Raw genomic sequence first — 24,749 nt, 5'->3', positions numbered from 1 at the left:
GGGACGGGACCGGTGCGGAACACCCGTCGTCTGCCCGGATGCACGGATGTCGGAGGTCGGAAGTGATCCCAACCGCATGCATGACACAGCCGTCGTGGGTTGTGGAATTCGAGGCTCATGAGGCAGAAGTGGCGGTGCTGCGACGGAACGTACGCGCCTGCCTCGGAGCGTGGGGACTGCGGGACCTGGTCGACGAGGCACAGCTCTGTGTGAGCGAATTCGTGGCCAATGTCATCACTCACGTCGGTGCCGGTACGCCGACGACCCTGGCGGTGGAGCTGAACGGCACCACCCTGCGCATCGAGGTGCACGACCCCGACACCAGCGTCCTTCCTGCGCTCGTCGCCGCGGATCTCGAGTCGGAAGGCGGTCGGGGAATGGCGCTCGTCGGGGCGATCGCGGATCGGTGGGGCGTTCATCTGTGCGCCGACCGCAAGGTCACCTGGTGCGAGCTGGCCACCGGCCTGCCGCCGGTGAGCGGCCACGAAGGGTGCCTGAGGATGACCCGGGTCGAGACGGTGATCGGACTTTACGGTGCCGGGCAGCCCAAGCGTGGACCCGGGTCCGCCAGGTTGGGCGTCACCGAGGGGGAGGAGGCGGCGATCTGCGTGGTCACCGACCTCCTCCACTGGCTCAGTGCGCACGGCCGAGACGCGGACGACGTGCTGGACCGTGCGCAGATTCGGTTCGAGGCCGAGGCTTTCGAGGGTGTCAGCCCGCGGTGAGGTGCGCGAAGAATCCCAGGGCGGGCGCCTCCGGTGTTCCCACCAGCAGCGCACGGTCCAGCAGGACGTTGTTGTGCTCGCAGCTCGTCTCGGGGAGCATCACGCAGGCGTGGCAGGCAGCGAGGTTCGTCCCCGTCGAACCGCCCACCTCGGCCTCCATGCACAGCGGGTCGGAGGAGCACCACTCGGCGCGTCGGATCGCCGAACGCACAGTGCGGTCGAGAACGTCCGGTTCGCCTTGGGCGACGAGTCCGCCGAGACTGCCCGCCGAGTCGCTCGTCGCCGTGTAGACCAGCACCCCGGCCATGTCGTCCGCCGCGTACAGGCGCTCCCGCAGGGAGGCGGAAGGGTACCCCGCCTCCAGGCTCCACTCGTTGACGAGGACGTGGGCCAAGGTGTGCAGCAGCACCATGCGGGGCGAAGCCGGGGAAGTCACCGCCTGACTCGGGTCGTCGGCCCGCTGGTCGAGCATGCGCTGGTGAGCGGCTCGCATGCGCTCGACCCGGGCAGCCACGGCCGGTGCCTTCTCCCACGCGTCCAGGCGGCTCTCGTCCAGGCGCAGGAAGACCCCTTCGCCCTGGACCTCCATGGCCGGCAGCCAGCGCAGGGGCCTCTCGGAGAGCGGCATCTCCTTCGGGTCGGTCGTCGATTCCGCGTCGACGAGGCGGGTGAACGCCTTCAGGGCCCGGACTTCGCGCAGCTTCTTCACCAGCATCGGGCCCGTGATCCCGAGCGGTTGGAGCACGGCCTGATCACCGAGCGGTGTCTCGCAGACGAACTGCTCGTCACGGGACTGCTCGCTCTCGTCGTTGCCCGAACGCAGGCGCTCGTACTCCTTGTTGCGGAGGGCGCGGTAGCGGTGGTCGAAGCCGGGCGTCCTGTCGTCCTGCGGGTCCTCCTCGCGCTCGGCGTCGAGCAACGCCATGATCTCTTCCAGAGGGAGGGGCCACTCCCTGTCGCCGAAGACGGCATCGAGGTAGCCCTCGATGCGCGCCACGTCGTCGTACGTCCTCAGCTTCGCCCAGTGTTCCGCGAGCGGATCCGCACGGCCGCTGCTCCACGGGGGGATGGAGAGCGCCGACTTCAACACCGGTTGCCACACCGACGAGGAACCGCGCTGGAGGGTGCGCAGGGGAAGACCGCACCCCGCGGGGTCCGCGGCGGAGGTGCCGAGCCACGGACGGGCGCCCCGGCAGGTGAGACGGAGGTCCTTCAGCGCGTTCCTGCGGAAGGAACCCTCCATCGACACCTCGGGCACCTGTCCGCACGTGCAGGAGACGACGATGGAGCGGAGCGAAGAGGTGCGCCCGGTCGTGCGCATCCTGAGCCTGCCGCCGCACTTCCCGATCCTCGCGGAGTCACGGTCGGGCGAGCGGTGCACCCACTGCCAGTAGGGGAACTCGTCGAGGTGTCCGGCTTCGCAGGCGACGACGAAGCGGGAGGGGACGAGGTCCACCTCGCAGGTGCCGCAGACGCTTCGTCCGGCAGGTGGGGAGAAGTCGCGGTGGGGTTGCAGGTCGTTGCACTCGGGACACGAGTGCATCAGGGGGAAGCGGCGGACCCGAAGGCCGTCCTTGCTGGTGTCGTCGGACGCCGGCGGCAACCGGAAGAAGTCGACGTCGAGCAGTCTGGCCAGCCGTCGCTCGTGGACGACGGGCGACTCGTCACCGCGCCAACTCCGGTCGGCCTCGTCCAGACCGGACACGACGAAGGACTCGTGGTCGACGGCGATGAGCGATCCGACGCCGTACGTGCTGATCGCCTGGGCCCGACGGACCGAGCCGCGGCGGGGCAGGTTGTGGGCCGGGGCGGTGCCGTTGACCGCGGTCCGACGGCGGCGGTTGGGGGGCGGAGTCATCGGGTTCCCTCCATGAACAGGGCGGACTCGGCATCGACGTCGCGCAGGCTCCACAAGGTGGGCCAGGCCTCGCGGTCCTCCGACTCGTCGTCGTACGCCTTCAGGATCGAGGGGGCGCGGCTGCCCCGCTTCGGTTCGAACAGCAGCCCCGAGTGAATGCCGGCTTCCTTGCACCACCAGTCGACGAACTCGTCGAATCCCTGCTCGACGGCCTCGGCCTCCGAGGGAGTGACGGCGAGGACACGGTCCAGGAGCAGGGACCTGATGCGGCCCCGGAGGATGTGCTCGTAGGTCTCGACCCGACCGGCGCCGTCGTTCGGGCGGGCCGCGGGGATCAGGATGCGGGTGAGGGCGACGACCACCGCGTGGAGGCCGCGTTCCCGTGCGCGGGCGGAGAACGGTGTCACGGAGGTGGACTCGACCTCGCGGTAGAGGGCCGAGTGGTAATGCTGGAAGTTCTCGTAGTGCGACCGGTCCCGGGCGCGCGCCGAGTTGAGCATGACGGCGACGAGGCCGGGGTGTGCACGTCCGACGCGGCTCGTGGCCTGGATGTACTCGGCGGTCGTCTGCGGTTGGCCCATCACGGCCATCAGGCCGAGTCGGTCCACGTCCACGCCCACCGCGATCATGTTCGTGGCGAGCAGGACGTCCACGGTGTCCTCGTCGGGGAGCCGCTTCTCGATGCCCTTGAGACGTGTGGGGATCTCGCTGGCGTCGATACGGCTGGTCAGCTCCGAGTAGTTGGCCACCGGGCGCACGGCCACGCCCTCGCGGTCGGCGAGCAGTTCGAGGTAGGCCACCACGTCGTCGTGGACCTGGAGTTCGGCCGCGGAGAGCAGCCGCAGGCTGTTGAAGTAGCCGATGAGACTCCAGTAGGCGTCGCGCACCTTGTCGTCGGTCTCCGCGTGCATGGCCCGGTGCAGCAGTGTGGCGTACGTGCGGATCAGCAGCGTGGACTGACTGGTGCCGGGAGCCAGGAGGCCGACGTAGCGGCGACTCGCCTTCTCCTCGCGCGGCGTTTCCACGGCGAACCACGAGTCGCGGGAGTCGAGGCCGGCGGGCGGGAACTGGCGCACGTCGCGGGCGAAGAGGTGACGCCCCTGGTCGGCGGCGCGGCGGATGGTCGCCGTGGAGGCGATCACCTTTGGTCGCTCGGCCAGCGCGTCGACCGCGGTCTCGTAGAGGCCGGTGAGCGTGCCCAGGGGGCCGGAGATCAGATGGAGCTCGTCCTGGACGATGAGCTCCGGGGGAGGAGTGCCGTCCGCCGGGTCGTCGAGGTTGAAGAGCGCGGAGGTCGCGGGGCGCCACGGCATCGAGGCGAACTTGTCGACGGTGGCGATCACCAGCGTCGGGCGTGCGTCGTACACCGCCTCGTCGATGAGGTGGACGGGAAGGCCGCCGGAGAAGTCGCAGTCCGCTCCCGGGCAGCGGATGTCCATCCGTTTGGCCTCCTCGTCGACCGCGTAGTCCCGGGCGTCGAGCCGGGTCCCGCACCACGGGCAGGCGTGCAACTGGACCGGGTTCTCGGTGGCGAGACGCTTGTCGAGGTCGGCCCGCAGCTCGTCGAGCCTGGCGGCGGCCTCGGCCAGCGTGTTGGGAGTGGCCGAACGTCCCACCCACATACCGACGGAGAACGGTTCGTCGCCCAGCTCGGGGGTGTGGCGCCTCATCTGTTCCATGGCGCAGAGCAGGATCGCCGCACGCTCGAACTGCTGCAGAGTCAGCAGTCGAAGCGTGTAGCGCATGATGACGGTGACACCGCCGCCGTCGGCACCCCTGCGGATGCGGCGCAGGAAGGACGTCAGGGCGATCAGCCCGAGGTAGGCCTCGGTCTTGCCACCACCGGTCGGGAACCAGAGCAGGTCGGAGATCTTCCGGTCGTCGTGCGCAGGGTCGTCGATGCCGGCCGTGCAGAGCAGGAGGAAGGCGATCTGGAAGGGACGCCAGCGGCCCGCGGACGGGTCCGGGCTGCCGACACGTCCATCCTTCACCCACGCGCTGCGTGCCCGCTGGTCGGCCATGGCGCGGTTGGCCAGCCGGAACGCCCGCATCAGGTCGGGTTTGGCCCTCAGCAGCCCGATGCCCTCGCGCATCCGGCCCAGTGCCTCGCGACAAGTGGCCACATGGTCCCGCGCGGACTCACCGTGAGGGCCGCCCGCCAGAGCGTCGGCCTCCGCCGACTTGCGGGCGATCCAGTCCTCGTACCCCGTCGCCAGTCCCTCCAGGGCGGCCAGAACCTCGCTGTCGGGCTTCTCGGCGAGCCCCAGCATCGACAACGACGAACTGTCGATCTCGGGGTTGGAGTCGGTCAGCAGCACCTCCACGCTGGGCACGAACTCGCTGCGCACCTCGGGGACGGCGGCCGGGATGCTGTCGGTCACGCCGATCGGCGACGGAACCCAGTCCCAGGCGGCGGCACAGCCGTGGCCGACGGCGAAGGTCGGGGCATGACGGTGCAGCAGCCGACTGCCGGCGATCTCCGGGTCGTGGGCGGTCTCCGGAGCGGGGCGCTCGACGAAGGCACTGGAGCCGTCGGCGGCCCAGACCACCAGGCCGCACTGGAACAGGGCGAAGGCGTCCTGGAGATCCCGCTCGCCGACCTTCTGCCTGTTGATCAGCGTGACCGTGACGGTGACCGTGCCGCTGACCGGATCGGCTCGGCGGACGATGACGTGCAGCGCGACCTTCTTCGGCACCAGGTCGATCAGCTCGCCCGGGGTCGGAGCCGTCACGTCGACGATCTTCTCGGGGAGTTCGAGCTCCTTGCGTCGCCACCGCTCCCGCTGCTCCGAGACGGTGCGGGCCTCGGCCCGGCGTGCGGGAACCGGGTTGCCGTCGGCGTCGGTGGGTTCGTAGACCGCGGCGCGCGTCGAGACCACGATCGTGGCGCTCGTGTCCGGGTCGACCGCGAAGGTCAGACCCATGGAGGACGGGCGCTTGTCGCCCGCGACACCGGCTTCCTGAGGCGCACCGGACTCCTCGGCGTCCTCCCGGCTCATGACGGGTGCCGTGTCCAGACCGTCCTGCTCGGCGGCGTTCTCGATGCTCCGCTCCCGCGAGGCGCGCGGATACAGCACACCGGTCAGGTAGCGGTCGATCGGCGCGTCCTGGGCGAGGACCTCGTCCCGGTCCTCCGGTGCCGCGTCCTCGGAGGGGCCGAAGAGTTCCCTGCGCAGTCCGACGAGGAGTTCCTCGTCCCGCACCCGGTAGTGCTCGGAGTGCCGACCTGCCACGTGCGTCATGCGCTCTGCTCCTCTTCTTCCTCAGCCCGTCGAAACATGCCGATGCCGGTGATCCGCGGCACCGTCCACACACCCCGGTCGCCCAGGCCGGCGTTGGCTCCGGCCGCGACGCTGCCCGTCACCGTCTCCACGGTGTCGATCCGCAGACCGCGGATCTCGTCGGGCCACCACGGCTCCCAGCCCCGGTTCACCTTCTGCACGCGGAAGAGGTCGTGCCGGAAGTGCTCCGAGGCCTCGCCTATCTCGCGGCCCCGGTGCACCAGGGCGTACGGCGGGCTCTGGGTCTCGCCCGCGGGTAGATCGTGGCGCTTGCGCAGCAGCACCTCCTGGCCCGGACCGACCTCGTGCAGGAGGTAGGTCTGGGTCGCCACCGCGTCGGTCGCGTGACCGGGCGGCTGGTCGCGGCACACGTCGACGGCCTCCGCCACCATGCCGAACCTGTCGTACGACCGCCACCCGCCGACGAATTGCCGGCCGGTCCTTCGGTTGCCCGCTCTCCTGATGACCGGCAACTCGGGGGAGCGGACGTGGTACAGGTCCTGCCGGGCACGCGTCATCGCCACGTACAGGGCGCGGGCCTCCGCCGGAAGGTCCGCCTCGGGGCCGTACTGCTTGTGGATTTCGGCCAGGGGCGGAGGGGTCAGGACGATCACGCGGTCGAACTCCAGGCCCTTGGCCCGGTGCACGGTGGAAACGACGATCCGCGCGGTCTCCGGATCGGCGGCCTCGTCGGGGAAACGGCCGTCGGCGACCGTGCGACGCAGCCGGTCGAGGTCGAGTGAGGTGCGACCGGGGGAGCGGGTCGCGCGTCGCAGCACCGTCCACAGTGCGCCCGTGTTCGGTTCGTGGGGCAGCGGGATCTGCTCCAGCAGCGCACGGAACCGGTCCTCGGTCACACCGGTCGCCTCGGTGCGACGCAGCAGCTCGGCCACCCAGGAGGGCACCGGCCGTTCCTCGAGAGGACGGCGAAGTCGATGTGCGATGCCGTTCTCGTGAAGCAGCCGGGAGACCACCAGGGCCTGTCGGTTGTCGCGGGTGAGGACCGCACAGGTGTCGTCGAGCTCCCGCAGGCCCTGCAGGGTGTACTCGTCGGTGAGGTCGGTCAGCGAGTTCACCGGATCCAGGAGGAGGTCGCGCAGTTCCTCGTAGACCGTGGCGGCCTCGTCCGCGTCCCGCACCTCTTGGAGCCGAGGGCCGTGCGACAGCGCGACGCGAGCCTCGGGGGTGACGGCCCGGAAGTTCTGCGTGAGGCGCAGCTCCACCAGGTCGTCGGGGTAGGAGCTGCGCAGCCACTCGAAGAACCGGCCGGTCTCGTCGTTGCGTTCGGCCGGGTCCTCGATCTGGAAGCCGTACACCGACTGGGCGGCGTCACCGACCACGGTGAAACCGCAGCTCTCCTGGTAACGGTCGAGCAGGGCCTCCACCAGTTCCCTGCGGTCGCCCAGCAGGTCCTGAACCTCGTCGATCACCACGTGGGAGGGTGGGACCGAGTCGCCGGACTCCAACGCACCCTCGTCGACAGCTTCCGCCGCGGCCCCGATCCGCTCGTCGAACGACGTCGAGGCCCAGTCACGATCCGGGTACGCCCGGACGAGCACCCCGTACGCCCAGGCGTCGAAGGTCTGCGCGCGCACCCGGCGGGCCCGGTCCCCGTGCCGGGTGATGCGCTCGCGCAACTCCCGGGCGGCCGCCCGGGAGAAGGTGAGGACGAGAATGTCGGCCGCGTCCAGCGATTCGTCCGGGTCGTCGTGTCCGCACAGCGCGTCGAGTCGACGCACCAGCGTGTGCGTCTTCCCCGCGCCGGCCCCGGCGGTGACCAGGACCCGCGCGTCCCAGGGCTGCTCGACGACGGCGCGCTGCTCGGCTGTGAGCGGCGGACTGTCGAGGTAGGCGTCGGTCACTTACGGCTCCAGAGGTGCTCGAACTGGGTGAAGGCCAGGTCGGTCTTGAAGTTGGTGATGTTGTCGTCGACGTTGAGGATCAGGCAGGTGTCCTTGCCGCCGTTCTTGGGGCCGCGCAGGCCGCGACCGATCATCTGCTGGTAGACGTTGGTGCTGTAGACCGGTCGGGCCACGACCACGACCCGCGTCGCGGGCGCGTCGAACCCCTGGGTCAGCACACCGTAGTTGGTGAGCACGCGGATGCGGCCGTTCCTGAAGTTCTCGATCCGCGTCCGACGGTCCTGCGCACTGGTCGTCGAGTCCACGGCGGCGGACCGGACGCCCCGGTCGTTGAGCATGGCCGCCAGGTACTTCGCGTGGTCGACCGAGGTGGCGAAGAGCAGCGTCGGCCAGTCCGGCGGCAGGGCGGCCACCGATTCGACGATGCGCAGACTCCGCTCGTGGTCGTCGGCGAGCCGCTGCTCGGCGGCACGGGACAGCATCGCCATGCGCTCTGCGTGCGTCTTCTCGTCCTGGCTCAGTTCGATCCGACCGCCCGTGAGCGTGCGGTGCTCGACCTCGGCGAGCATGCCCCACTCCTGCAGGTCGCGGTACGGGTCGCCGGACGGGAACACTCCTTCGTCGAGCCGTCGATTGCCGAAGCGGGTGATCAGTCGGCGGGTCTCGTCCTCGTTGGTGTTGCGGAAGGGGGTGGCGGTCAGGCCGAGCAGGTGCCGATGCGTCTCGTACTGGGTCAGACCCAACTGGCCGAGGATGTCCGTGTACCGCTTGGAGATCGCGGTGTGCGCCTCGTCGACGATCACGAGTGCCGGTTCGCGCAACCACGCGTACTGGTCGATGCCGAGGCACCGCTCCAGTTTCGCGTCCGTGGCGACCACCAGGTGGGGGTGATCGACGACGTTGCCGACCTCATTGCTGCTCCACAACCGGCTGATGGTCAGCGGTCGCTCGGCGCCGACCTTGCTCCAGACGAACTTCCAGCTCTGCACCGCCTGTTCGCACAGTTCCTCCGTCTGCGCGATCCAGAGCAGAGGACCCTTGAGATCGCCGACCCGCTTCACCCAGCGGATCACGGCCTCGGCGGTGACCCGCGTCTTGCCCGCGCCGGTGGGCAGGGACAGCATGCCGCGCTGCGGGGCGAGTCGGTCGAGCAGGGTGGAGATGTTCCGGACCAGGTCCTCCTGGTAGTCGTGGAGCCGGGGGAAGTCCCGGGGGCCGTCGATCGTCTCGAAGGGAGGCGGTGAGGGGGTCCTCGACCCGGCGAACGCCATGGGCAGGCGCAGGTCGGAGACGAACGCGATGGCGGCCGACGAGCCCCCGTATCCCACCGGGGCGTTGGGGAAGCGGGCCTGGATGTCCCGGGCGTGCTGCTGGAGCACGCCGTCGCCGTGCGCGTTGAACGCCATCTGTGCGATGCGGCGCCCCGACGGCTCCGCGCCGCCGGTCGCCTGCAACTCGGCGTCCATCAGCCCTTCGGGCAGGCCGGCCCGGAGCGCGTCCGCGCCGATCAGCAGCTCGAGCTTGGCCACGACGTCGTCGGAGTCGCGCACGGCCTTCTGCGCGGCCTTCAGAGCGCTGTCCTTGGCCATGCGGTCCTGGTGCTCCAGCACCGCGCGGCAGCCGGCCGCACCCAGGCCGAGGCCGAGTTCCCGGTCGATCAGCCGCAGCATCGGCTCGGGCTCCCGCGGCACGCGGATCTTGACCGTGTTGTCCTGGCGCACGGAGTCCAGGGGAGAGGCGTGCGTGCCGTTGGGCGTACGCGTGACCTCCTCCAGCTCCGTGCAGCGCTGCACCTTGCTGTTGCGGTTGCCGCTGTTCAGGCGCTGTCGCAGTGCGGGGAACAGCTCCACGAGGGGCACGGGATCGCCCTCGGGCACCTCCCGGGTCTCCCTGCTGATCACGTCGGTATAGCGGAGCATGCCCCACTTCTCGACCATGAGCTCTGCGTCCTCGGCGGACGGCACGAGCAGGGCGGGGAGCTGCTCGGCACGCAGCGCCCGGTACTCGGCGGGGCCGACGGCGAGCGTGATCTCGTCGTCGGGGCGGGCACCCCAGGCCTCCCCGATCCGGCAGCGGGTGAGGGAGTCCTCGGGGAAGTCCGCCCCGAACCGGGTCAGCATCACGTACGTGGTGCCGACGAAGGCGTCGTCCTCACTGCGGGACACCTCGTCGAGGAGCGCGTCCCAGCGGTCGGCGGGAACCTCTTCGACGGTGATGGGCATCCGCAGCTTGCGGGCCTTCTCGGGCGAGACGTCGGCGACCGGCAGCACATCGCGGTAGGCGGCGAGCTGAGGGCCGACAGCCTCGGCCAGCGGCTTGATCCCCTGGGAGGTGGCGACCCTGCCGTGTTTGCGCAGCATCCAGCGGATCGGGGACATCACCGCCTGCCGTGTGCCGGTCTGGGCACCGAACTGACGCGTCCAGTTGTCCACGACGGCATCGTCGGGCAGCGCCTTCAGGAAGGCCGCGCGGGACTCCTCCGACAGGTCGCGGAAGAGGTGGAGAGGCCCACCGATCGCGGCGCCCTCGACCTTCATCCTGTTCAGCGCGGGACGGGGGGCCCGGCTGTCCAGTGTGCGCAGGTGGGAGGCGTGGACAGCTGCCCGGTACTCCTCGAACCAGGGTTCGTCGGCGCGCGGTTGCACGCCTCCGGAAGGCCGCTCCCGCAGGCCGACCAGGGAGAAGAAGGAGGTGTCGTCGGAGTGGAACGTCATGTCGACGGCGACGCTCGGGTCGCGCTCGGCGTCGACCACGACTCCGGGCAGCATGCAGTCCGCGACCGGCCGGAAGTGCTTGTCAGCGGTGCGAACCCGGAGCGTCGCGCGCGGGTCGGGCATGCGCTCCAGGACCTTGTGGGCCAGTCGACGGACGCCGGCCTGGCGGAACAGTTCCCAGAAGCGCTCCCAGTCCGACTCGCCGTAGTGGTCGAAGCCCTGGTCCAGGACGCTGACGAACCGTCCCTCGACATCGGCCTCCCGGATGCCCAGGACGTTGAGCGCGTGCGCCAACGACGGGTCCTGGGCGAGCTCGTCGACGACGTACACCGTGGACTCGCGCAGTCCGTCCTGGTGCTCGGCCCGACGGAACACCTTGCCGGGGACGGGCGGGACGAGCCCGTGTTCCTCGGTCAGCACGATGTGGGCCTTGCGGGCGTCGTCGGCGTAGGAGGATCCCCTCTCGATCATGTCGGCCAGGATCCGGACGGCCACCGCCGACGCCTCGGGGGTTCCGCTCGCGACGAGGGCCTCCAGCCACTCCCGGACCCCGGCGCGCTCGTGTCCGGCGGCGGTGAGGATGTGCTCGACCTTGCCGGAGCGCAGGTTGTCGGCCTCGACGCTCGGGTGGAGCCAGTTCGCGGGCCGTCCGGGGCACTCGTGCCACATGGTCAGCCACCGCGTCAGTTGCTTCAGGTCCTTGTCCAGGCGCGGGTGGACGCGCAGTTGCCCGGGGGGGCGCAGGACACCGTCCTGGTCGGGCAGCGAGGGGCTGGTGGCGGTACGGGCCCAGATCTCCCGGGTGAGGAACTCGTCGGCCCAGCTGATCGACTCCTTGACACGGCCGGGCAGGAGGGGCAGGTAGGCGGCCGGGTCCTCTGCCGGGGCGAGCCCGGGCAGGGAGTCGACGACCAACTTCGCCGACACCCTGATCATTTCCTGGTTGAACGGGGAGGAGTCGAGCAGGTTCTGCCGGTCCTCGTTGGTCTTCCACGCCCCGTTGAGGATGCCGCTCAGGGACATCTCGTACTTGGTGGGGAAGAAGGACCAGAACGTGCCGCGACCGCGAGACCGGGGACTCACGTACAGGCCGCTGTCGGCGTCCCGTTCCAGCGCGGGCACGGCCCAGGAAAGAGTGAGCGCGACCCGGTCGTGCAGTTCCCCGGCGTCCGCGCGGGCGGCGGGGCCCGGCTCGTGCGTGGTGCCGAACACGCGCCACCGCTCGGTGGAGAGAGCCTTCCCCGTGCGCTCCTCGGTCACGGTGTGCAGGTCGCCGGACTGTCGGGCGGTCAGGATCCGGCGTGCCATGGGCCTGGGGCGGTGGTCCTCCAGAACGACCTTGGCGACGTGGGGGGAGAAGAGCTGGAACCCGACCGGGAACTCCTCGCGGGGCTCGCCGTGGTCCTTGCCACGAGCACCGTGCATGTCCTTGCCCAGCCGGTCGTCGGCCTTCGGGAGCAGCGGGAGCCGGACGACCGTGGTCGCCCAGGTCAACAGCTTGTCCAGCACGGGGTCGGAGGCCCGTTCGGACGACATGTCGAGCGGCCGGGCCATGCGCAGTACGGGGGCGTCGAACTCCTGGCCGTAGCGGTCCGTCACACCGGGCACGGCCTTGATCTGCTCGTAGGACCACGCGCGGTGGAATCCGAAACTCCCGGTGCGGCTGAAGAATTCAGGAGCGTCGGTCACGACCAGGACGGATTTCACACCGACGCCGAAGCGTCCGATCTGCCCGCCGCGCTTTTTCGACATACTCATGCGAAGGATGGTTTCCGCCCCTTCCGGGGTGACCGGACTTCCCTCGTTGGCGCAGTACAGATGGGTCTCCGTGAGAACCACGTGGACGCGTCCGCCGGGTTCGTTCGCGATTTCGTCGGCCGCGTTCTGCACGAGTTCGAAGAGCTGGCGGTCGCCGTATCCGCCTTGTGTGATGCGGCGTTCACCATTGGCGTGCTCGGCCACGAGGCCGGGGTCCACGGCGTATGTCTGGAGAACACGGGAGGATTGTTCGAGAACGGTTTCGATCACCGCTGAGGACGAGGACGACACGGTGGCAGCACTCCTGATGTCGGGATGGGTGGAAGTCGAGAGGACGGGCCGGCCCGCCGGCTGTGTGCGAGCCGGCCCACGGTTGGTCGCGCACTGACGTCGGAGTGCTCTCCGGTGGACGAGTGCGCAGGTCGTACGGGTGCGACCCGAGGTCAGTCCGCAGGCGGACCTTCGTCCTCGGGCGGCTCGTCGCGAATCGGGGAGCCCCGGCCCTCGACCTCGTTCGTCGGCCCTTGAATGCCCAATTCGAATGTACTGCGCTCCCGCTGGGAGAGCAGTAACGGAAAGAAGTCGTCCTCGTCCAAGATTCCCCACCCCTGTCGTTTGATGAGTCACGTAATTCGCGCAGGGGTGTAATCGTGACGACGCCCCCCATGAAGCGAATGGTTCCTGCTGCGGGAATCGCTCCCGCCGATCACGGTAGCGGCTGGTTCCCCCCGGCCGCACGGCATTTCCAAAAACGTTTCCTCGTGCGCTCCCTGATCGTGTCAGGAGGGCATGAAGACAGACCTCCGGACAGTCGCACGATCCCCGAACAAACCGGTTTGCGAGCGAGTCGGCTTTTCCAACGTGGTGAATGTATCGGGGTCTTGTCGAGTAGGCAAGCCCCAACGCACGAGCGGATAAAGAGAGTTGGGGCCTCCGCTTGTGATCAACGGCAATACGGGGGTGAAGTGGTCGAAAACGGACGAGTCGGTAAGTCCGATTGCGGTCGCCTCGCCCTCTCCTCCGGTCAACTATTGGTTGACATGATCGTGATCGTCAAATTAGCCTCCTCCTACGACCCGAGGAAGCAGGTGGCGCGTGGAGACAGGTGAGGAGTTCGGGCCGTGGCTGGCCCGGCAGCTCAGGCTCGCGGGGAAGACACAGGCCGAACTGGCCAAGGAGCTGGGGCTCACCCGAGCAGCCGTCTCCGCGTGGATCGCCGGGCGGTCGACCCCGCGCCCGACCGTCATGACGGACATCGCCAACGCGCTCGGTACGGACGTCGGCACGGTGCACACCCGCACCACCGACACCCAAGCCGGCCTGCCGGTCACCTGGTACCACCGCCCCGGCTACCCCGACGGCGGCCGTGACCTGGGCAACGCCGCCGCCTTCGCCTTCGACGCCGACGTGCAGGTCCTCGCACGCGAGACGTGTCAGAACAGTCTCGACGAGCGTCTGACGGAGAACGGCCGCCCGGTCCGGGTCCGTTACACCCTGCACGAGCTGACCGGTGAACACCTGGACGCCTTCCGTGAGGCGATTCTCTGGAACGACCTCTTCCCCCACTACTCCGCAGTCTCGGAGACCGCCGGCAACCAGAAGGTCGGACGGGTCGTCGACGCGGGTGTGCGCGACATGTACGAGAAGGGCCGTCTGGTCCTGCTGCGGGTCGACGACTACAACGCCTCCGGGCTCACCGGCGACGACTACGCGGACGGCAAGTTCGCAGCCGTCGTCCGGCGTCAGCTCGAGAGCCTGAAGTCCGGCCCCGCCGCCGGTGGTTCGTACGGTCTGGGCAAGGCCACGTTGTGGGCCACCAGCGCTCTCGGGCTCGTACTCATCAACTCGACCCTGTCCGAGCCGCACGAAGGTCGGACCGAACGACGCATGATCGGCCGCCTCGAACTGCCCTGGCGCGAGGTCGACGGGCATGTCTACGCGGGCCCCGCGTGGTTCGGGCGCCCCGATCCCGACAAGCCCGGCGCCGAGGTCGCCCGTTCGTGGTGGGCGGACGAGGACACCGTTGACCGCCTCCTCCTGAGTCGGGAGAACGACGAACCCGGTACGTCCTTCCTCATCGTGGGGGCGCACGACGTGGCCAGCCTCGAGGGGGAATCGTCGGACCAGGACGGCGGACAGCGCGACGAAGAAGGCCCCGAGGACACACGGGGCATCGAAAGGATGCACGGTCGCCTGGTCGAGGCGCTCGGCCGTGACTTCTGGGCGGCCATGGTCGGTGGAGGGGGCCGACTCCCCTTGCTGGAGGCATCGGTTCGCGCTCTGCGCAACGGCGAGGAGGTCGTGCCCGAGACGAAGGTGGACCCGTCCGTCGAGCAACCGTCCCGCACCCGTGCCCTGCGGGCCCACTACGAGGGCGCCACGGTGGACCGGCTCACCGAGTCGGGACAGGTGGCCTCCAGAAACGTTCCGTTGAAGCTACCGCTGACGGGCGGCGCCAGAGGGGCGACGCTGGGCACCCACCAGGCGGTCCTGCTGGTGACCGAGGCCGAGGGCGACCGGGACACCCCCGTGAACCGGGTGCACTCGCTGCGCGGCAACCGCATGACGGTCAGGAAGGCCACGGTTCCGAACCTGCCGATCGGGACCAACCCCTTCCAGGCCGTTCTCCTGGTCGGCGAGGCCGCGGGCGGGGCCGCTCCCTTCGCGAAGGAGGCCGAGGAGTTCCTGCGCGCGGCGGAACCGCCCGAGCACGACCGGTGGGGCCAGACGGAAGAGCTGACGCTGCGCTGGTCGCCCTCCGCCTATCGGCGGATCCAGAATCTGACCACCGAGGTCAACAGCGCGGTGAGGGAACTCGTCGCCCGCCCGAAGCGAGGCAGAGGGGAAGGCGGCGAGGCTCTGCGCAAGGCGCTGACCGTCAAGAGCCGGCCCAGGGCGAAGGTGCCCACCGGTCCGGTGGTCCCGGTACTGGACGGGCTGGATGCGACCATCGGCGATCAGGGGGAGTGGCTGATCACGGCGGAGGTGAAGATCCCGCGCGGTGACGAGATCGTCCCGATGGTGCCGGTCGCCCAGTTGGACGTCCGCTCCGGAGGACGCCCACGCCTCGACTGGGCGGAACTCGTCGCGGTGGAGGGCTGCGAGGTGGAGAACGGGACCCTGCGCTTCCCGCCCGGCACCCGCCGTGCGAAGTTCCGTGGAGCCACCGACGCATCCAGCCACCCGGTGAGAACCACACTCACCCGCCTCGTCGTCGACCTGCGCGCCGGCAAGGGGGCTTGACCCGTGAAGATCTATCCGTACAAGCGACTCGGCCGTCCGATCACGCTCAGGGTGACGTCGGTGTCTCTCAAGCTCTCCGACGGCACCCGTGATCCACTGGACACCAGCGCCTACTCGACTCAGGAGCAGGCCGTCGCCCTCGGAGTCGCCGGTCACTCGGACTGGGTGAGCGCAACCATCGGTCTCTCGGCCACCTTGCCGCCCGGCGCGGATGCTCCGGACGCCGCATGGTCCGATCTGCGTGTTCTCGCGGTCTTGACCGACGGCGAGACCAACGTCCGCACGTCGACGCCCCTCACACGCGACGCGGAGGGCAGCCGCGACTGGTCGGGCCACCTGGAAGTGCTGCGCGACGACCACCTGGGACGTGCTTCCCTCAGTGCCTACGCCGTCGGGACGGTCGACGGGGTGCGGGGGCGCTCGATCACAGAGACCGACCGGAGCTGGATCGTCGACACCGTCTCCGACGAACCGGTCAGAGGGCTGCGACTGGACGTCCGGAAGGCGTCGTTCAACAAGAGCTCCAGGGAATGGCTCCGCGCCTACGGCGACGCGCCCTGGCTCGTGGACACCACGGCACGGGTCCCCACCGTGTTCGTCAACACCGACATCGACGGCATCGTCGGGCTGTTGGACAGCAACGGGTCCGGTGTGGAGAGCAAGGCACGTGATCTCCTGGTCGCCCAGATGGCCACGGACGTGTGGACGGCGGTCTTCCACGGTGCCATCGGCGACCTGGAGGTGGAGCCCGACGGCGGGCCGGTCTTCCCGACCGACTGGCAGGGCGAGGTGTTGCGGGAGATGCTCCCCGACGTCGTCCCCGGTGTGCACGTCGAGGAGGCCCTGCGTCGGGTCCACCGCCGGCGTACCGGTGAGGCGGGTTGGGGCGAGCTGCAGACGCGCATCCATTACGCGGCGGTACGGCGTGCCGATGCCGCCAAGGCGGTGGGCTTCATGATCCGCAGCCTGGAACGGACGAACAGGGAGAGCGAGACGTGATCACCCAGCCTCACCACGTGCCGGAGCGTCTGGCGCTGCTCTCCGGCTCGGCGGCGGACACTTTTCTCACGGAGGGCCTGCTCAGGGGGGAGGAGGTCCACAGCGGCATCGACATGGCCAAGGTCGTCGAGCCCCTTCCCGAGGACGACGCCAGGTGGTCGACCGAGCCGATTCGCAGCCTGGTGGACGACGCCATGTTCGCCTTCGACACGGAGCACACCGGGGCCGACGCCTGGCTCGCGCCCCGGATCCACGCCACGTTGCGACTGACGCGGCGGGAAGCGGCGGACAGGCGACTGTGGAACCACTTGGCACTGGCTGTCGCTCCTGACTACGTCGTGTGGCGCCACCTGTCGGAGGCGTCCCGACGCGTGGCCCCGGAGCGCTTCCACGGTCCGACCGACCGGCAGTGCTTCTCCCGCCTGTGGTGGGCGGCCGAACTCTTCCGGAACGGACCGGACTACGGGCCGGTCGAGGTCGCCTGCGGCAATCAGGACCTCATCCACACCGTGCTCCGGAAGGACCTGATCGACCACCGCCCCACTGCCCAGGCGCTGGTCCGTCTCCTCAAGGACGGGAAGGTGACCACCGGACGCGAACTCAACGGGCTGAGCGTCGCCATCAACGCGGCCGGCGCGACCGTGGTCTACGACGCGCTCGCGCCCGACGAGCCCAGGGACGCCGCCGATCTGCGGGACTGGATCGAGGAGGCGCAGACAGCCCCACCGGTCGCGCGCCACGTTCTCCCGCAGGGACCCGACGAGGAGCCCGTCCCGGACGAGTCCGTGTCGGTGCTCACCGACTACTTCACCGAGCTGTTCGAGACCGCACCGGTCAGGGGCAGAAGGACCGAGGACTGAAACAGGCGTCGAGCTACTCGGGGCGGGGGCAGCGGGCGGTGCAGTCGTCCGCCGCCCCGCAGCCGTGGCTTCGCAGCTTGGCTCGCTGCTCCTCCGTTGCGGGCACCCACTGTTCCCGCATGGCTTCCGCGGCCGGTGCGGGAAGACCGAGCGCCGCGCTCAGGAGATGCGCCCCGAACAGGGGCGGTACGGCGTTGCCCACCTGCTGGGCCTGTGCCGTGCCCGACCACGGGTACCCCGGCGGGAAGCTCTGCAGCATCCCCGCCTCGTTCATGCTGAACCTCGGCCCCTCCCGGACGACGTCGGGGTGGTGGTCGCCGACGGGCTCGAAGACCACGAAGCGCGAGATGCGGCCGGTGACGGTGGTGGCGGGCTGCCGGTCGGTCCGCACCCCGCGCCGTCCCGGGATCCCGGAACTGCCGTAGTTCGACCGGACCAGGAAGGGTGTCTTGCGCCCCGGGTGCATTCCGACGGGGTCGGCCAGAGCGTCTCCCATCGACACCCAGTGGGCCGGTTCGTTGCCCGTCGCGGGCAGAGACGGGGGTTCCGCGGCGGCTTCGTCGAGGGTGGCCTGGGCGGGGACGGCGTCCTTCCTGCGATTCCATCCCTTCGCCTCGTAGGCGCGGTGGGTCGCCACGGGCAACGAGGGCTCGCCGAGTCCTTCACGACGAGCGATCAGCACGGCACGGGACCGGGTCTGGGGGACTCCGTAGGTCTCGGTGTCCAGGACTTCGACGACGGTCCTGTACCTGGTGCCGTCGGGGAGGCCGACGTTCTCCAGCACCTCGGCGTAGCGGTCCCAGAGCGCCCTCACGGCGGGGACCTGCTCCAGGACGACCACGTCGTACGGCCGGCAACCCCGGTTCACGCTCCTGGTCGCCTGGATCGCGTACCGGAGGGGTTCGAGCACCAGTGCGGTGCGCGGGTCGCTGAGCTTCTTCAGCTCCTTGTCGATCTCCTCGTCGGAATCGCCGGCCATGAGTCGGTCGATGAACTTCTTGACCTCGTCCAGAGCCTTGCGGCCCGCACCCTTCCCGGCCACTGAGTACGTCTGGCACGGGGGGCCGCCGGCGAGCACGTTGATCTCCGGCGGAAGCGACTCGAAGGCATCCCTGCGGACCGCGCTCACGTCGGCATGGAGCGTGTCCAGGCCGGCCGCGTACCGCGTCAGACACGCGCTCCTGTCCCACTCGATCCCGAGACTCGGGACATCGAGCCTGTCGCAGGCGACGTCCAGCCCACCGGGCCCGGCGAAGAGGTCCAGGACAAAAGGCTTGTCGAGGATGGACTGCTGGGGCGGCGTGCTGGTCATGTGGCGGAATTCTAGCCGGCAGCGGGGGCCACCGGCTCCCCGCTCAAGGCTTCGGCGACCGCACGACCCAGTGCCTCGCCGACGGGCGGCGGCGTCGCGTGACCGATCTGGCGGTACCGGGCGGTCTTCAGGCCCCTGACCTCCCACGACTCGGGGAATCCCTGAAGCAGCGCTGCCTGCTCGACTGTGATTTTCACCATGGCGTCCCTGCCGAGCCGAGGGTCCCACACGAAGTCGGGACCGGGGACCTCGTTGCCCACGGTGTGGGCGTTGACGCCCATGGTCGCCCACTTCCGTTTCGCCCCGGTCGGACCGAGGTCGGCACCACCTCGGTTCTTCGACCCTCCGACCAGCGTCGGAGCCGGCTGATCGGCCTGGGCTGCCCACCGGGCGGCGTCCGGCCATCCGCGTGCCGCCATGGAGGGCCCCAGGGCGGCGCCGACGGTCCGGGGTCGCAGCACCGTGGGAGTCGGCGGCCGGAAAGCCTCGGCCCATTGCCGTTCGACGGCCACCAGGACGCCCTGCTTCCGGTTCTGCGGCACTCCGAAGTCGACCGCGTTCACGACGAACCAGATGAACTCGTAGCCCAGGTGGGCCAATTCGGCACGGGCGAAGTCACGGAAGCGTCGGTACCTGTCCGAGTGGGCGAGTTCGGGAACGTTCTCGATGATCACGGCTCGTGGTCTGATGGCGTGGGCCAGGAGGATCGTGGCCTCCAACAAGCGTTCCTCCACCCCCGATTCGGCACGCCGGGCGGTCGCACTCGACTTCACTCGCGGCAGGCCCGCCGACAGGAGGTCCACGTCATGACTCTCGGGGTGTTCGGCCGGATCGAAGTCGAGCAGGTCGGTACGGAGGACGTTCCAGCGGGGCCTGTTGGCCCGCAGGGTGGCGACCGCGTCATCGTCGTCGTCCAGGAGCAGGCGCGGTTCGAATCCGGCTTGCTCCAGACCGAGGGCCAGGCCACCCGCCCCGGAGCACACGTCCACGAACGTCAGTCCCCCCACACCCCTCACCTTCCTGCTCGTTCTGCCAGACGCCGTTCCACAGCCGCCCGCACCTGGACGGCCACCTCTTCCGGACGTTCGTGCTCCCAGAACCGAAGGACCGCCCATCCCTGATCCCGCAGGTGCCTGGACGTCTCGGTGTCGCGGGACATGTTCTTGTCGAGCTTGGCGCGCCACCACTCGGCGTTGGACTTCGGCTGCGTGGCGTGCTGTGGGCAACCGTGCCAGAAGCAGCCGTCGAGGAAGACGGCGACCTTGCTCCTCGGGAAGACGATGTCGATCGTCCGGCGGGCCATGCCGGGTACGGGAACGTTCACGCGATAACGCAGGCCCGACGCGTGGAGAAGTCGGCGCACCGCGATCTCCGGGGCCGTGTCGCGCGAGCCCTGGCGGCTCATGCGGGCGGACACGGCGGCGGAGGACGGGACGGGATCGGGCACGCTGTCATTGTGCCGGCGTGCGGTGCGCAGCGACCAAGAAGACCGCTTGCCGGAACGGGGGGCGAGGGCGGGGGCGGGGGTTTCCGTCGTGGGCACGGCACAGGGGCGCCCGAACGCCCCCCACCCCCAACCCCCCGATTGATAACGTCCCCCCATGGACCACGTGTTGGACGAAGGACCGTTCTTCCACGGTACGAAGGCCGATCTGCGGGTCGGTGATCGGCTCACCGCCGGCTTTCCTTCGAACTACCGGCCCGAGGTCGTGATGAACCACATCTACTTCACCGCCCTGCGCGACGGCGCCGGACTGGCCGCCGAGCTCGCCGCCGGTGACGGGGTTCCGCGGGTGTACGAGGTGGAGCCGACCGGGGAGTTCGAGAACGATCCGAACGTGACCGACAAGAAGTTCCCGGGGAATCCCACCCGCTCCTACCGCAGCAGGGAGCCGCTCCGGATCGTCGGTGAGGTCGACGACTGGACGCGGCAGACGCCCGAGGCCCTCCAGAGGTGGCGGGACCGGCTGGCCACGATGGCTCTGGAGGGCCGGGGCGAGATCATCAACTGATCGGCCCGGGGAGGGCGGTGCCCCGTCGGGGGCGGAGGGGAAGCGGGGGCCGGGAGACGTCAGGCTCCTGCGGCGCCGTCCCTCAGGAACGCCGTCAAGCCGTCCAGCAGCATCCCGCTGCCCTGCTCCGCGCCGTCCCGTTCCTCCGCCGTGTCGCAGGTCTGGTGGAGGGTGATCACCGTGGTGCCCGGTCCCTGTTCCGTCAGTTCGAGGGTCATCGTCGCCGGCTCCGGGCGGCCCGGGACGTCCATGCCGATGGTCAGGCGGCGCGGCTCGGCGACCTCGGCGTAGGAGCCCGTCAGGGGGAACTCCGTGCCGTCCGGGGTGCGCATCGTGGCCTTCCAGGTGCCGCCGGGGCGGACGTCCATCTCCACGGAGCCGGGGACGGCGTAGGCCCATCGGGCGTACTGGTCGGGGGTGGTCCAGGCGGCCCAGACCCGGGACGCGGGGGCGTCCAGGGTGCGGGTCAGCGTGTAGGAGAACCCCTGGTCGGCCGCGGTGGGCGAATGCTCCGTGCTCATGTCGTCATGCCTCCTCAAGTGGTGGTGCCCCGCCGTCGCCGGTGAGGCTCTCGCACCTGTAGACGACCGGCGGCACCCGATCTCATCGGTCCTCGGAGGACCGGGTGTCAGCGTCCGTGGCACTCGCCGTACGGCCGCTTCGAGCCGCACCAGCAACCCGCCCCCCGCTGCGGCGGCCACGCCACCGCGAGGCCCCGGGCCGCCAAGGTCGTCGCGTACTGCGGGAGCAGGGCCGGGTCGGCCGGGGACGCGCCCTCCGAGGCCGCGAAGGCCTCGTAGGACGGGACCGTGCCCGGGACCACGCCCAGGTTCGGGGTGCCCGACGAGGCCAGTTCGCGCAGGGCCGCCTCCGTCGTCGCCAGGTGCTCCTCGTACGACGGGTACTCGGCGGCGAGGGGCGGGTACGCCTCGATCAGTTCCGCCAGTTCGCCGGCCGGCCAGTGGAGCATGGCCACCGGGAAGGGGCGGGACAGGGCCTCGCGGTAGGCGCCCAGTTCGGCGCGCAGCCGGGAGATCTCGGCCTCCAGGTCCGCCGGATCGTCCGAGCCCAGGGACCAGACGCGCTTGGGGTCGTGCAGCTCGTCCAGGGAGACCGGCATCGAGTGCAGGGTGTCGGCCAGCGTGTCCCACTCGTCGTGGGCCAGGCCCAGCATGCGGCGGACGCGGTGGCGGCCGTAGAGGAGGGGATGGGTGGCGTACGGGGGCTCCGGTACGTCGGTGAGGAGCAGGCGGGCGCCCTCCGTGAACGTCTCGTGCGCCGCCTCCAGCTCGTCGTGGGCCGCCAGGGCCTCGGCCACGATCACCCAGGGGGCCGGGTCGCGCGGCGCCGCCGCACGCACGCCGTCGATGATGGCCCTGGCCTCCGCCTCGTGGTCGTACTCCCAGAGGTTCGACGCCTTCAGGGCGCGGACCAGGGACGGCTTCTCCAGCGGGGCGGAAGGGGTCTCGGGCGACAGCAGGCGGTCGTAGAGCCTGGTCGCGGCCGGGCGGTCGCCGGACAGCTCCAGGTGGGCGGCGGCGCGCAGCAGCAGGGCCTCGGCGTCCTCGGGGTAGAGGCCGGCGGTCCGTTCCAGGCGGGCCGCCTCGGCGGCGTGGTCGACGTTTTCGGCGGGCGTGTCGGGGCGCATGGGGGACACCGTACTGCCGCGAGGTGACGAGGGTCAGCCGCCCGGGGGCGGTCCCGGGCGGCCCCGGCCCCTCCGGGAGCGGGGTGTGCCGGGCCGCGTTCGGGCCGCTCCCGCGGTCGTCGCCGGGCGGGCCCCCGCGGGATGTCCTGGACGTCCTGTATAACTGGGAGATCCGAACATCGGACAAGCGCGTGTCTGCGAGGGGGGAGTCGTCGATGCGGCCGACGCCGACCGGGAACCGACCGGCAGCCCTGCGCCTCCCGCGCCCCCTTCTCGTCCTGCTGCTGGTCCTCCTGCCCGTCGCGCTCGTCGACGCCGGCACCCTCTCCGCCACCGTCGCGCTCGCCGCGACCACCGCGGTCGGTTCCGCGCTCGCCGTGTGCGCCGTCATCGCCGCCCGCTGCGTGCCCGCCGTGCCGCCCACCCGGGTGCGCACGGCCATCAGGGACCGTGACCTGCGCACGGCCTTCCTGCCCCAGCGCGATCCCGACGCCCCCGGCCGTCGCAGGCCCCGAGCGCCCGGACACGCCCTCCCGGCGACCACCGCGTAGGGCCAGGCTTCTCCCGAACACCCGGCCCCACGCCGGTCGTGTCGTCATGCCGCCATCTCTCCACCCGGCACGACGAGACCCCCGGAGGGCTCACCACCCATGTCCGTTTTCGCCCACCTGGTCGAGCGCCTCGCCGACCTGCTCCAGCCCCTGTTCGGCGCCTCGGCCGCGGCCGCCGCCATCGTCCTGTTCACCGCGCTCGTACGACTCCTCCTCCACCCGCTGTCCCGGGCCGCCGCACGTGGCCAGAAGGCGCGCGCCGAGCTGCAGCCGCGGGTCGCCGAACTGCGCCGCAAGCACGCCAAGGACCCCGAGCGGCTGAAGCGGGCCGTGCTCGAACTGCACGCCGAGGAAAAGGTGTCCCCGCTGTCCGGATGCCTGCCCAGCCTGTTGCAGTTGCCCGCGTTCTTCCTGCTCTACCACGTCTTCTCCAGCTCGGAGGTCGGCGGCCGGGCCAACGGGCTCCTCTCCCACCAGCTCCTGGCCGCCCCGCTCGGCGGCCGCTGGGCCGACGCGCTCGGCGACGGCGGACTCCTCGGCGGGGCGGGGCTCGTCTACGCGGTGCTGTTCGCGGTCGTGGCGGGGGTCGCCACCTTCAGCTACCGGCTCACCAGGCGGTCGATGGCCGCCCATCCGGTGGCGCCCGCCGGTGACGGGGAACAGGTCCCGGGCGTCGGCGCGATCACCAGGGTCATGCCGTTCATGTCCTTCTTCACGCTCGTCACCGTCGCCGTGGTGCCGCTGGCCGCCGCGCTGTACGTCGTCACCAGCACGACGTGGAGCGCCGTCGAACGGGCGGTGCTCCAGCGCTGAGCACGGACCGGCCGGACGCACGGGGCGCGCGACTACGGTCCAGTACGTGAACGGGGTATTGCGGAGTGGACCGCGGCCTTGGAGGATCGACCAGTCCTCCGATGCTGTCGCGTTGCTGCCGCACCCAGGTCGCGCACCGTCGGGCGGGCTGCCCGCGAGCGAGGAGTTGGGGATCATGAAGCTGTTGCGAGTCGGTACGGCGGGGTCGGAGCGGCCCGCGCTGCTCGACGCCGACGGGACCCTGCGAGACCTGTCGGGCGTCGTGACGGACATCGACGGCGAACTGCTCGCCGACGAGAGCGCGCTGGGCCGGATACGGTCCGCCGCCGAGGCCGGTGCGCTGCCCGCCCTGGACGCCACGGGGCTGCGCGTCGGACCGCCGGTGGCACGCATCGGCAAGATCGTGTGCATCGGGCTGAACTACCACGACCACGCCCGCGAGACCGGAGCCGAACCGCCCGCCGAGCCGGTGGTGTTCTTCAAGGCGCCGGACACGGTGGTCGGGCCGTACGACACGGTGCTCGTGCCGCGCGGGTCCGCCAAGACCGACTGGGAGGTGGAGCTGGCGGTCGTCGTCGGGCGCACGGCCCGCTACCTGGAGTCCGCCGAGGAGGGGCTCGCGTGCGTCGCCGGGTACGCGGTCGCGCACGACGTGTCCGAGCGGGAGTTCCAGATCGAGCGGGGCGGGACCTGGGACAAGGGGAAGAACTGCGAGACGTTCAACCCGCTGGGCCCCTGGCTGGTGACCGCCGACGAGGTGCCCGACCCGCAGCGGCTGTCGCTGCGGCTGTGGGTCAACGGCGAGCTGAGGCAGGACGGGACGACGGCGGAGCAGATCTTCCCGGTGGGGGAGGTCGTGCGGTACGTCAGCCAGTTCATGGTGCTGCGTCCCGGTGACGTGATCAACACCGGGACGCCGGCCGGGGTGGCCATGGGGCAGCCCGAGCCGAAGCCGTACCTGCGGGCGGGCGACGTCGTCGAGCTGGAGGTCGAGGGGCTGGGGCGGCAGCGGCAGGAGCTGAAGGGGGCGTAGGCGCTCCCCGCCGGGGGCGGGGGCCCGCGTGCGTTCTCGGGCGCGGGTCGGCCGTGGCGGGGCGCGCCCGCGTGGCGGAG

At 70.5% G+C, this 24,749-nt stretch carries 17 protein-coding genes; 8 read left to right on the top strand and 9 right to left on the bottom strand.

What is annotated here, in order from left to right; all coding sequences use genetic code 11:
- Positions 1-38 precede the first annotated feature (38 nt).
- Entirely contained in the window at positions 39-725 is a 687-nt protein-coding gene (locus tag Sdi02f_RS24985) for an ATP-binding protein (RefSeq protein ID WP_368668292.1), read from the top strand.
- Here the strand turns inward: Sdi02f_RS24985 and drmB are convergent.
- Genes drmB through Sdi02f_RS24965 form a run of 4 tightly spaced genes read right to left on the bottom strand, consistent with a single transcriptional unit; the run spans position 712 to position 12,489 of the window.
- Positions 712-2,583 carry a DUF1998 domain-containing protein gene (gene drmB / locus Sdi02f_RS24980; RefSeq protein WP_031084241.1) on the bottom strand — a complete coding sequence of 624 codons (1,872 nt, stop codon included), beginning with the start codon at positions 2,581-2,583 and terminating at the stop codon, positions 712-714. The two genes, Sdi02f_RS24985 and drmB, sit on opposite strands and share 14 nt — an antisense overlap.
- Positions 2,580-5,825 carry a helicase-related protein gene (locus Sdi02f_RS24975; protein WP_108934041.1) on the bottom strand — a complete coding sequence of 1,082 codons (3,246 nt, stop codon included), beginning with the start codon at positions 5,823-5,825 and terminating at the stop codon, positions 2,580-2,582. Before Sdi02f_RS24975 ends, drmB begins: the two co-directional genes overlap by 4 nt.
- The gene (locus Sdi02f_RS24970) at positions 5,822-7,726 is read right to left on the bottom strand and encodes a UvrD-helicase domain-containing protein (RefSeq protein ID WP_108934040.1); all 1,905 of its coding nucleotides are present in this window, start codon (positions 7,724-7,726) and stop codon (positions 5,822-5,824) included. The genes Sdi02f_RS24975 and Sdi02f_RS24970 overlap by 4 nt, the downstream gene beginning before the upstream one ends.
- Complete coding sequence (locus tag Sdi02f_RS24965; protein WP_108934039.1) at positions 7,723-12,489, bottom strand: DEAD/DEAH box helicase; 4,767 nt, start codon at positions 12,487-12,489, stop codon at positions 7,723-7,725. Before Sdi02f_RS24965 ends, Sdi02f_RS24970 begins: the two co-directional genes overlap by 4 nt.
- 804 nt (positions 12,490-13,293) lie before the next feature.
- Between Sdi02f_RS24965 and Sdi02f_RS24960 the strand changes: the two genes are divergently transcribed.
- The 3 genes from Sdi02f_RS24960 to Sdi02f_RS24950 are packed head-to-tail and all read left to right on the top strand — an operon-like array spanning position 13,294 to position 17,300.
- On the top strand, positions 13,294-15,441 hold the full coding sequence (locus Sdi02f_RS24960; RefSeq protein WP_031084233.1) for a helix-turn-helix transcriptional regulator: 2,148 nt from the start codon (positions 13,294-13,296) through the stop codon (positions 15,439-15,441).
- A 3-nt stretch (positions 15,442-15,444) separates the two neighbouring features.
- Positions 15,445-16,440: a hypothetical protein gene (locus Sdi02f_RS24955; protein ID WP_031084231.1), complete on the top strand. Its 996-nt coding sequence runs from the start codon at positions 15,445-15,447 to the stop codon at positions 16,438-16,440.
- Positions 16,437-17,300 (top strand): DUF6339 family protein, encoded by an 864-nt coding sequence (locus Sdi02f_RS24950; RefSeq protein WP_031084229.1) that lies wholly within the window; start codon positions 16,437-16,439, stop codon positions 17,298-17,300. The genes Sdi02f_RS24955 and Sdi02f_RS24950 overlap by 4 nt, the downstream gene beginning before the upstream one ends.
- Positions 17,301-17,313: 13 nt before the next feature.
- On the opposite strand, the gene Sdi02f_RS24945 is transcribed toward Sdi02f_RS24950, so the two are convergent.
- From Sdi02f_RS24945 to Sdi02f_RS24935, 3 genes are read right to left on the bottom strand one after another with little or no spacing between them, the layout of a single operon-like run.
- Entirely contained in the window at positions 17,314-18,612 is a 1,299-nt protein-coding gene (locus Sdi02f_RS24945; RefSeq protein WP_055467617.1) for a DNA cytosine methyltransferase, read from the bottom strand.
- Positions 18,613-18,623: 11 nt separating this feature from the next.
- Entirely contained in the window at positions 18,624-19,619 is a 996-nt protein-coding gene (locus Sdi02f_RS24940; protein WP_055467618.1) for a DNA cytosine methyltransferase, read from the bottom strand.
- A gap of 5 nt (positions 19,620-19,624) precedes the next feature.
- Complete coding sequence (locus tag Sdi02f_RS24935; protein WP_037798381.1) at positions 19,625-20,017, bottom strand: very short patch repair endonuclease; 393 nt, start codon at positions 20,015-20,017, stop codon at positions 19,625-19,627.
- Between the two features lie 196 nt (positions 20,018-20,213).
- On the opposite strand from Sdi02f_RS24935, the gene arr reads away from it, so the two are divergent.
- Entirely contained in the window at positions 20,214-20,624 is a 411-nt protein-coding gene (gene arr / locus Sdi02f_RS24930) for an NAD(+)--rifampin ADP-ribosyltransferase (RefSeq protein WP_031184500.1), read from the top strand.
- A 59-nt stretch (positions 20,625-20,683) separates the two neighbouring features.
- Here the strand turns inward: arr and Sdi02f_RS24925 are convergent, their stop codons facing one another.
- Entirely contained in the window at positions 20,684-21,145 is a 462-nt protein-coding gene (locus Sdi02f_RS24925) for an SRPBCC family protein (protein ID WP_030400140.1), read from the bottom strand.
- 107 nt (positions 21,146-21,252) lie between these two features.
- Positions 21,253-22,272, bottom strand: coding sequence for an SEC-C domain-containing protein (locus Sdi02f_RS24920; protein ID WP_030400139.1), 1,020 nt, complete (start codon positions 22,270-22,272; stop codon positions 21,253-21,255).
- 215 nt (positions 22,273-22,487) lie between these two features.
- On the opposite strand from Sdi02f_RS24920, the gene Sdi02f_RS24915 reads away from it, so the two are divergent.
- From Sdi02f_RS24915 to Sdi02f_RS24905, 3 genes are all read left to right on the top strand, one after another.
- Entirely contained in the window at positions 22,488-22,823 is a 336-nt protein-coding gene (locus Sdi02f_RS24915) for a DUF6412 domain-containing protein (RefSeq protein ID WP_051783223.1), read from the top strand.
- Positions 22,824-22,922: 99 nt separating this feature from the next.
- Complete coding sequence (locus tag Sdi02f_RS24910) at positions 22,923-23,636, top strand: YidC/Oxa1 family membrane protein insertase (protein WP_030400137.1); 714 nt, start codon at positions 22,923-22,925, stop codon at positions 23,634-23,636.
- A 175-nt stretch (positions 23,637-23,811) separates the two neighbouring features.
- Positions 23,812-24,669 (top strand): fumarylacetoacetate hydrolase family protein, encoded by an 858-nt coding sequence (locus Sdi02f_RS24905; protein ID WP_030400136.1) that lies wholly within the window; start codon positions 23,812-23,814, stop codon positions 24,667-24,669.
- Positions 24,670-24,749: the final 80 nt, after the last annotated feature.

The organism is Streptomyces ardesiacus (assembly GCF_003112575.1).
GTDB lineage: Bacteria > Actinomycetota > Actinomycetes > Streptomycetales > Streptomycetaceae > Streptomyces > Streptomyces ardesiacus.
This window is presented reverse-complemented; position numbering and strand designations above follow the sequence as displayed.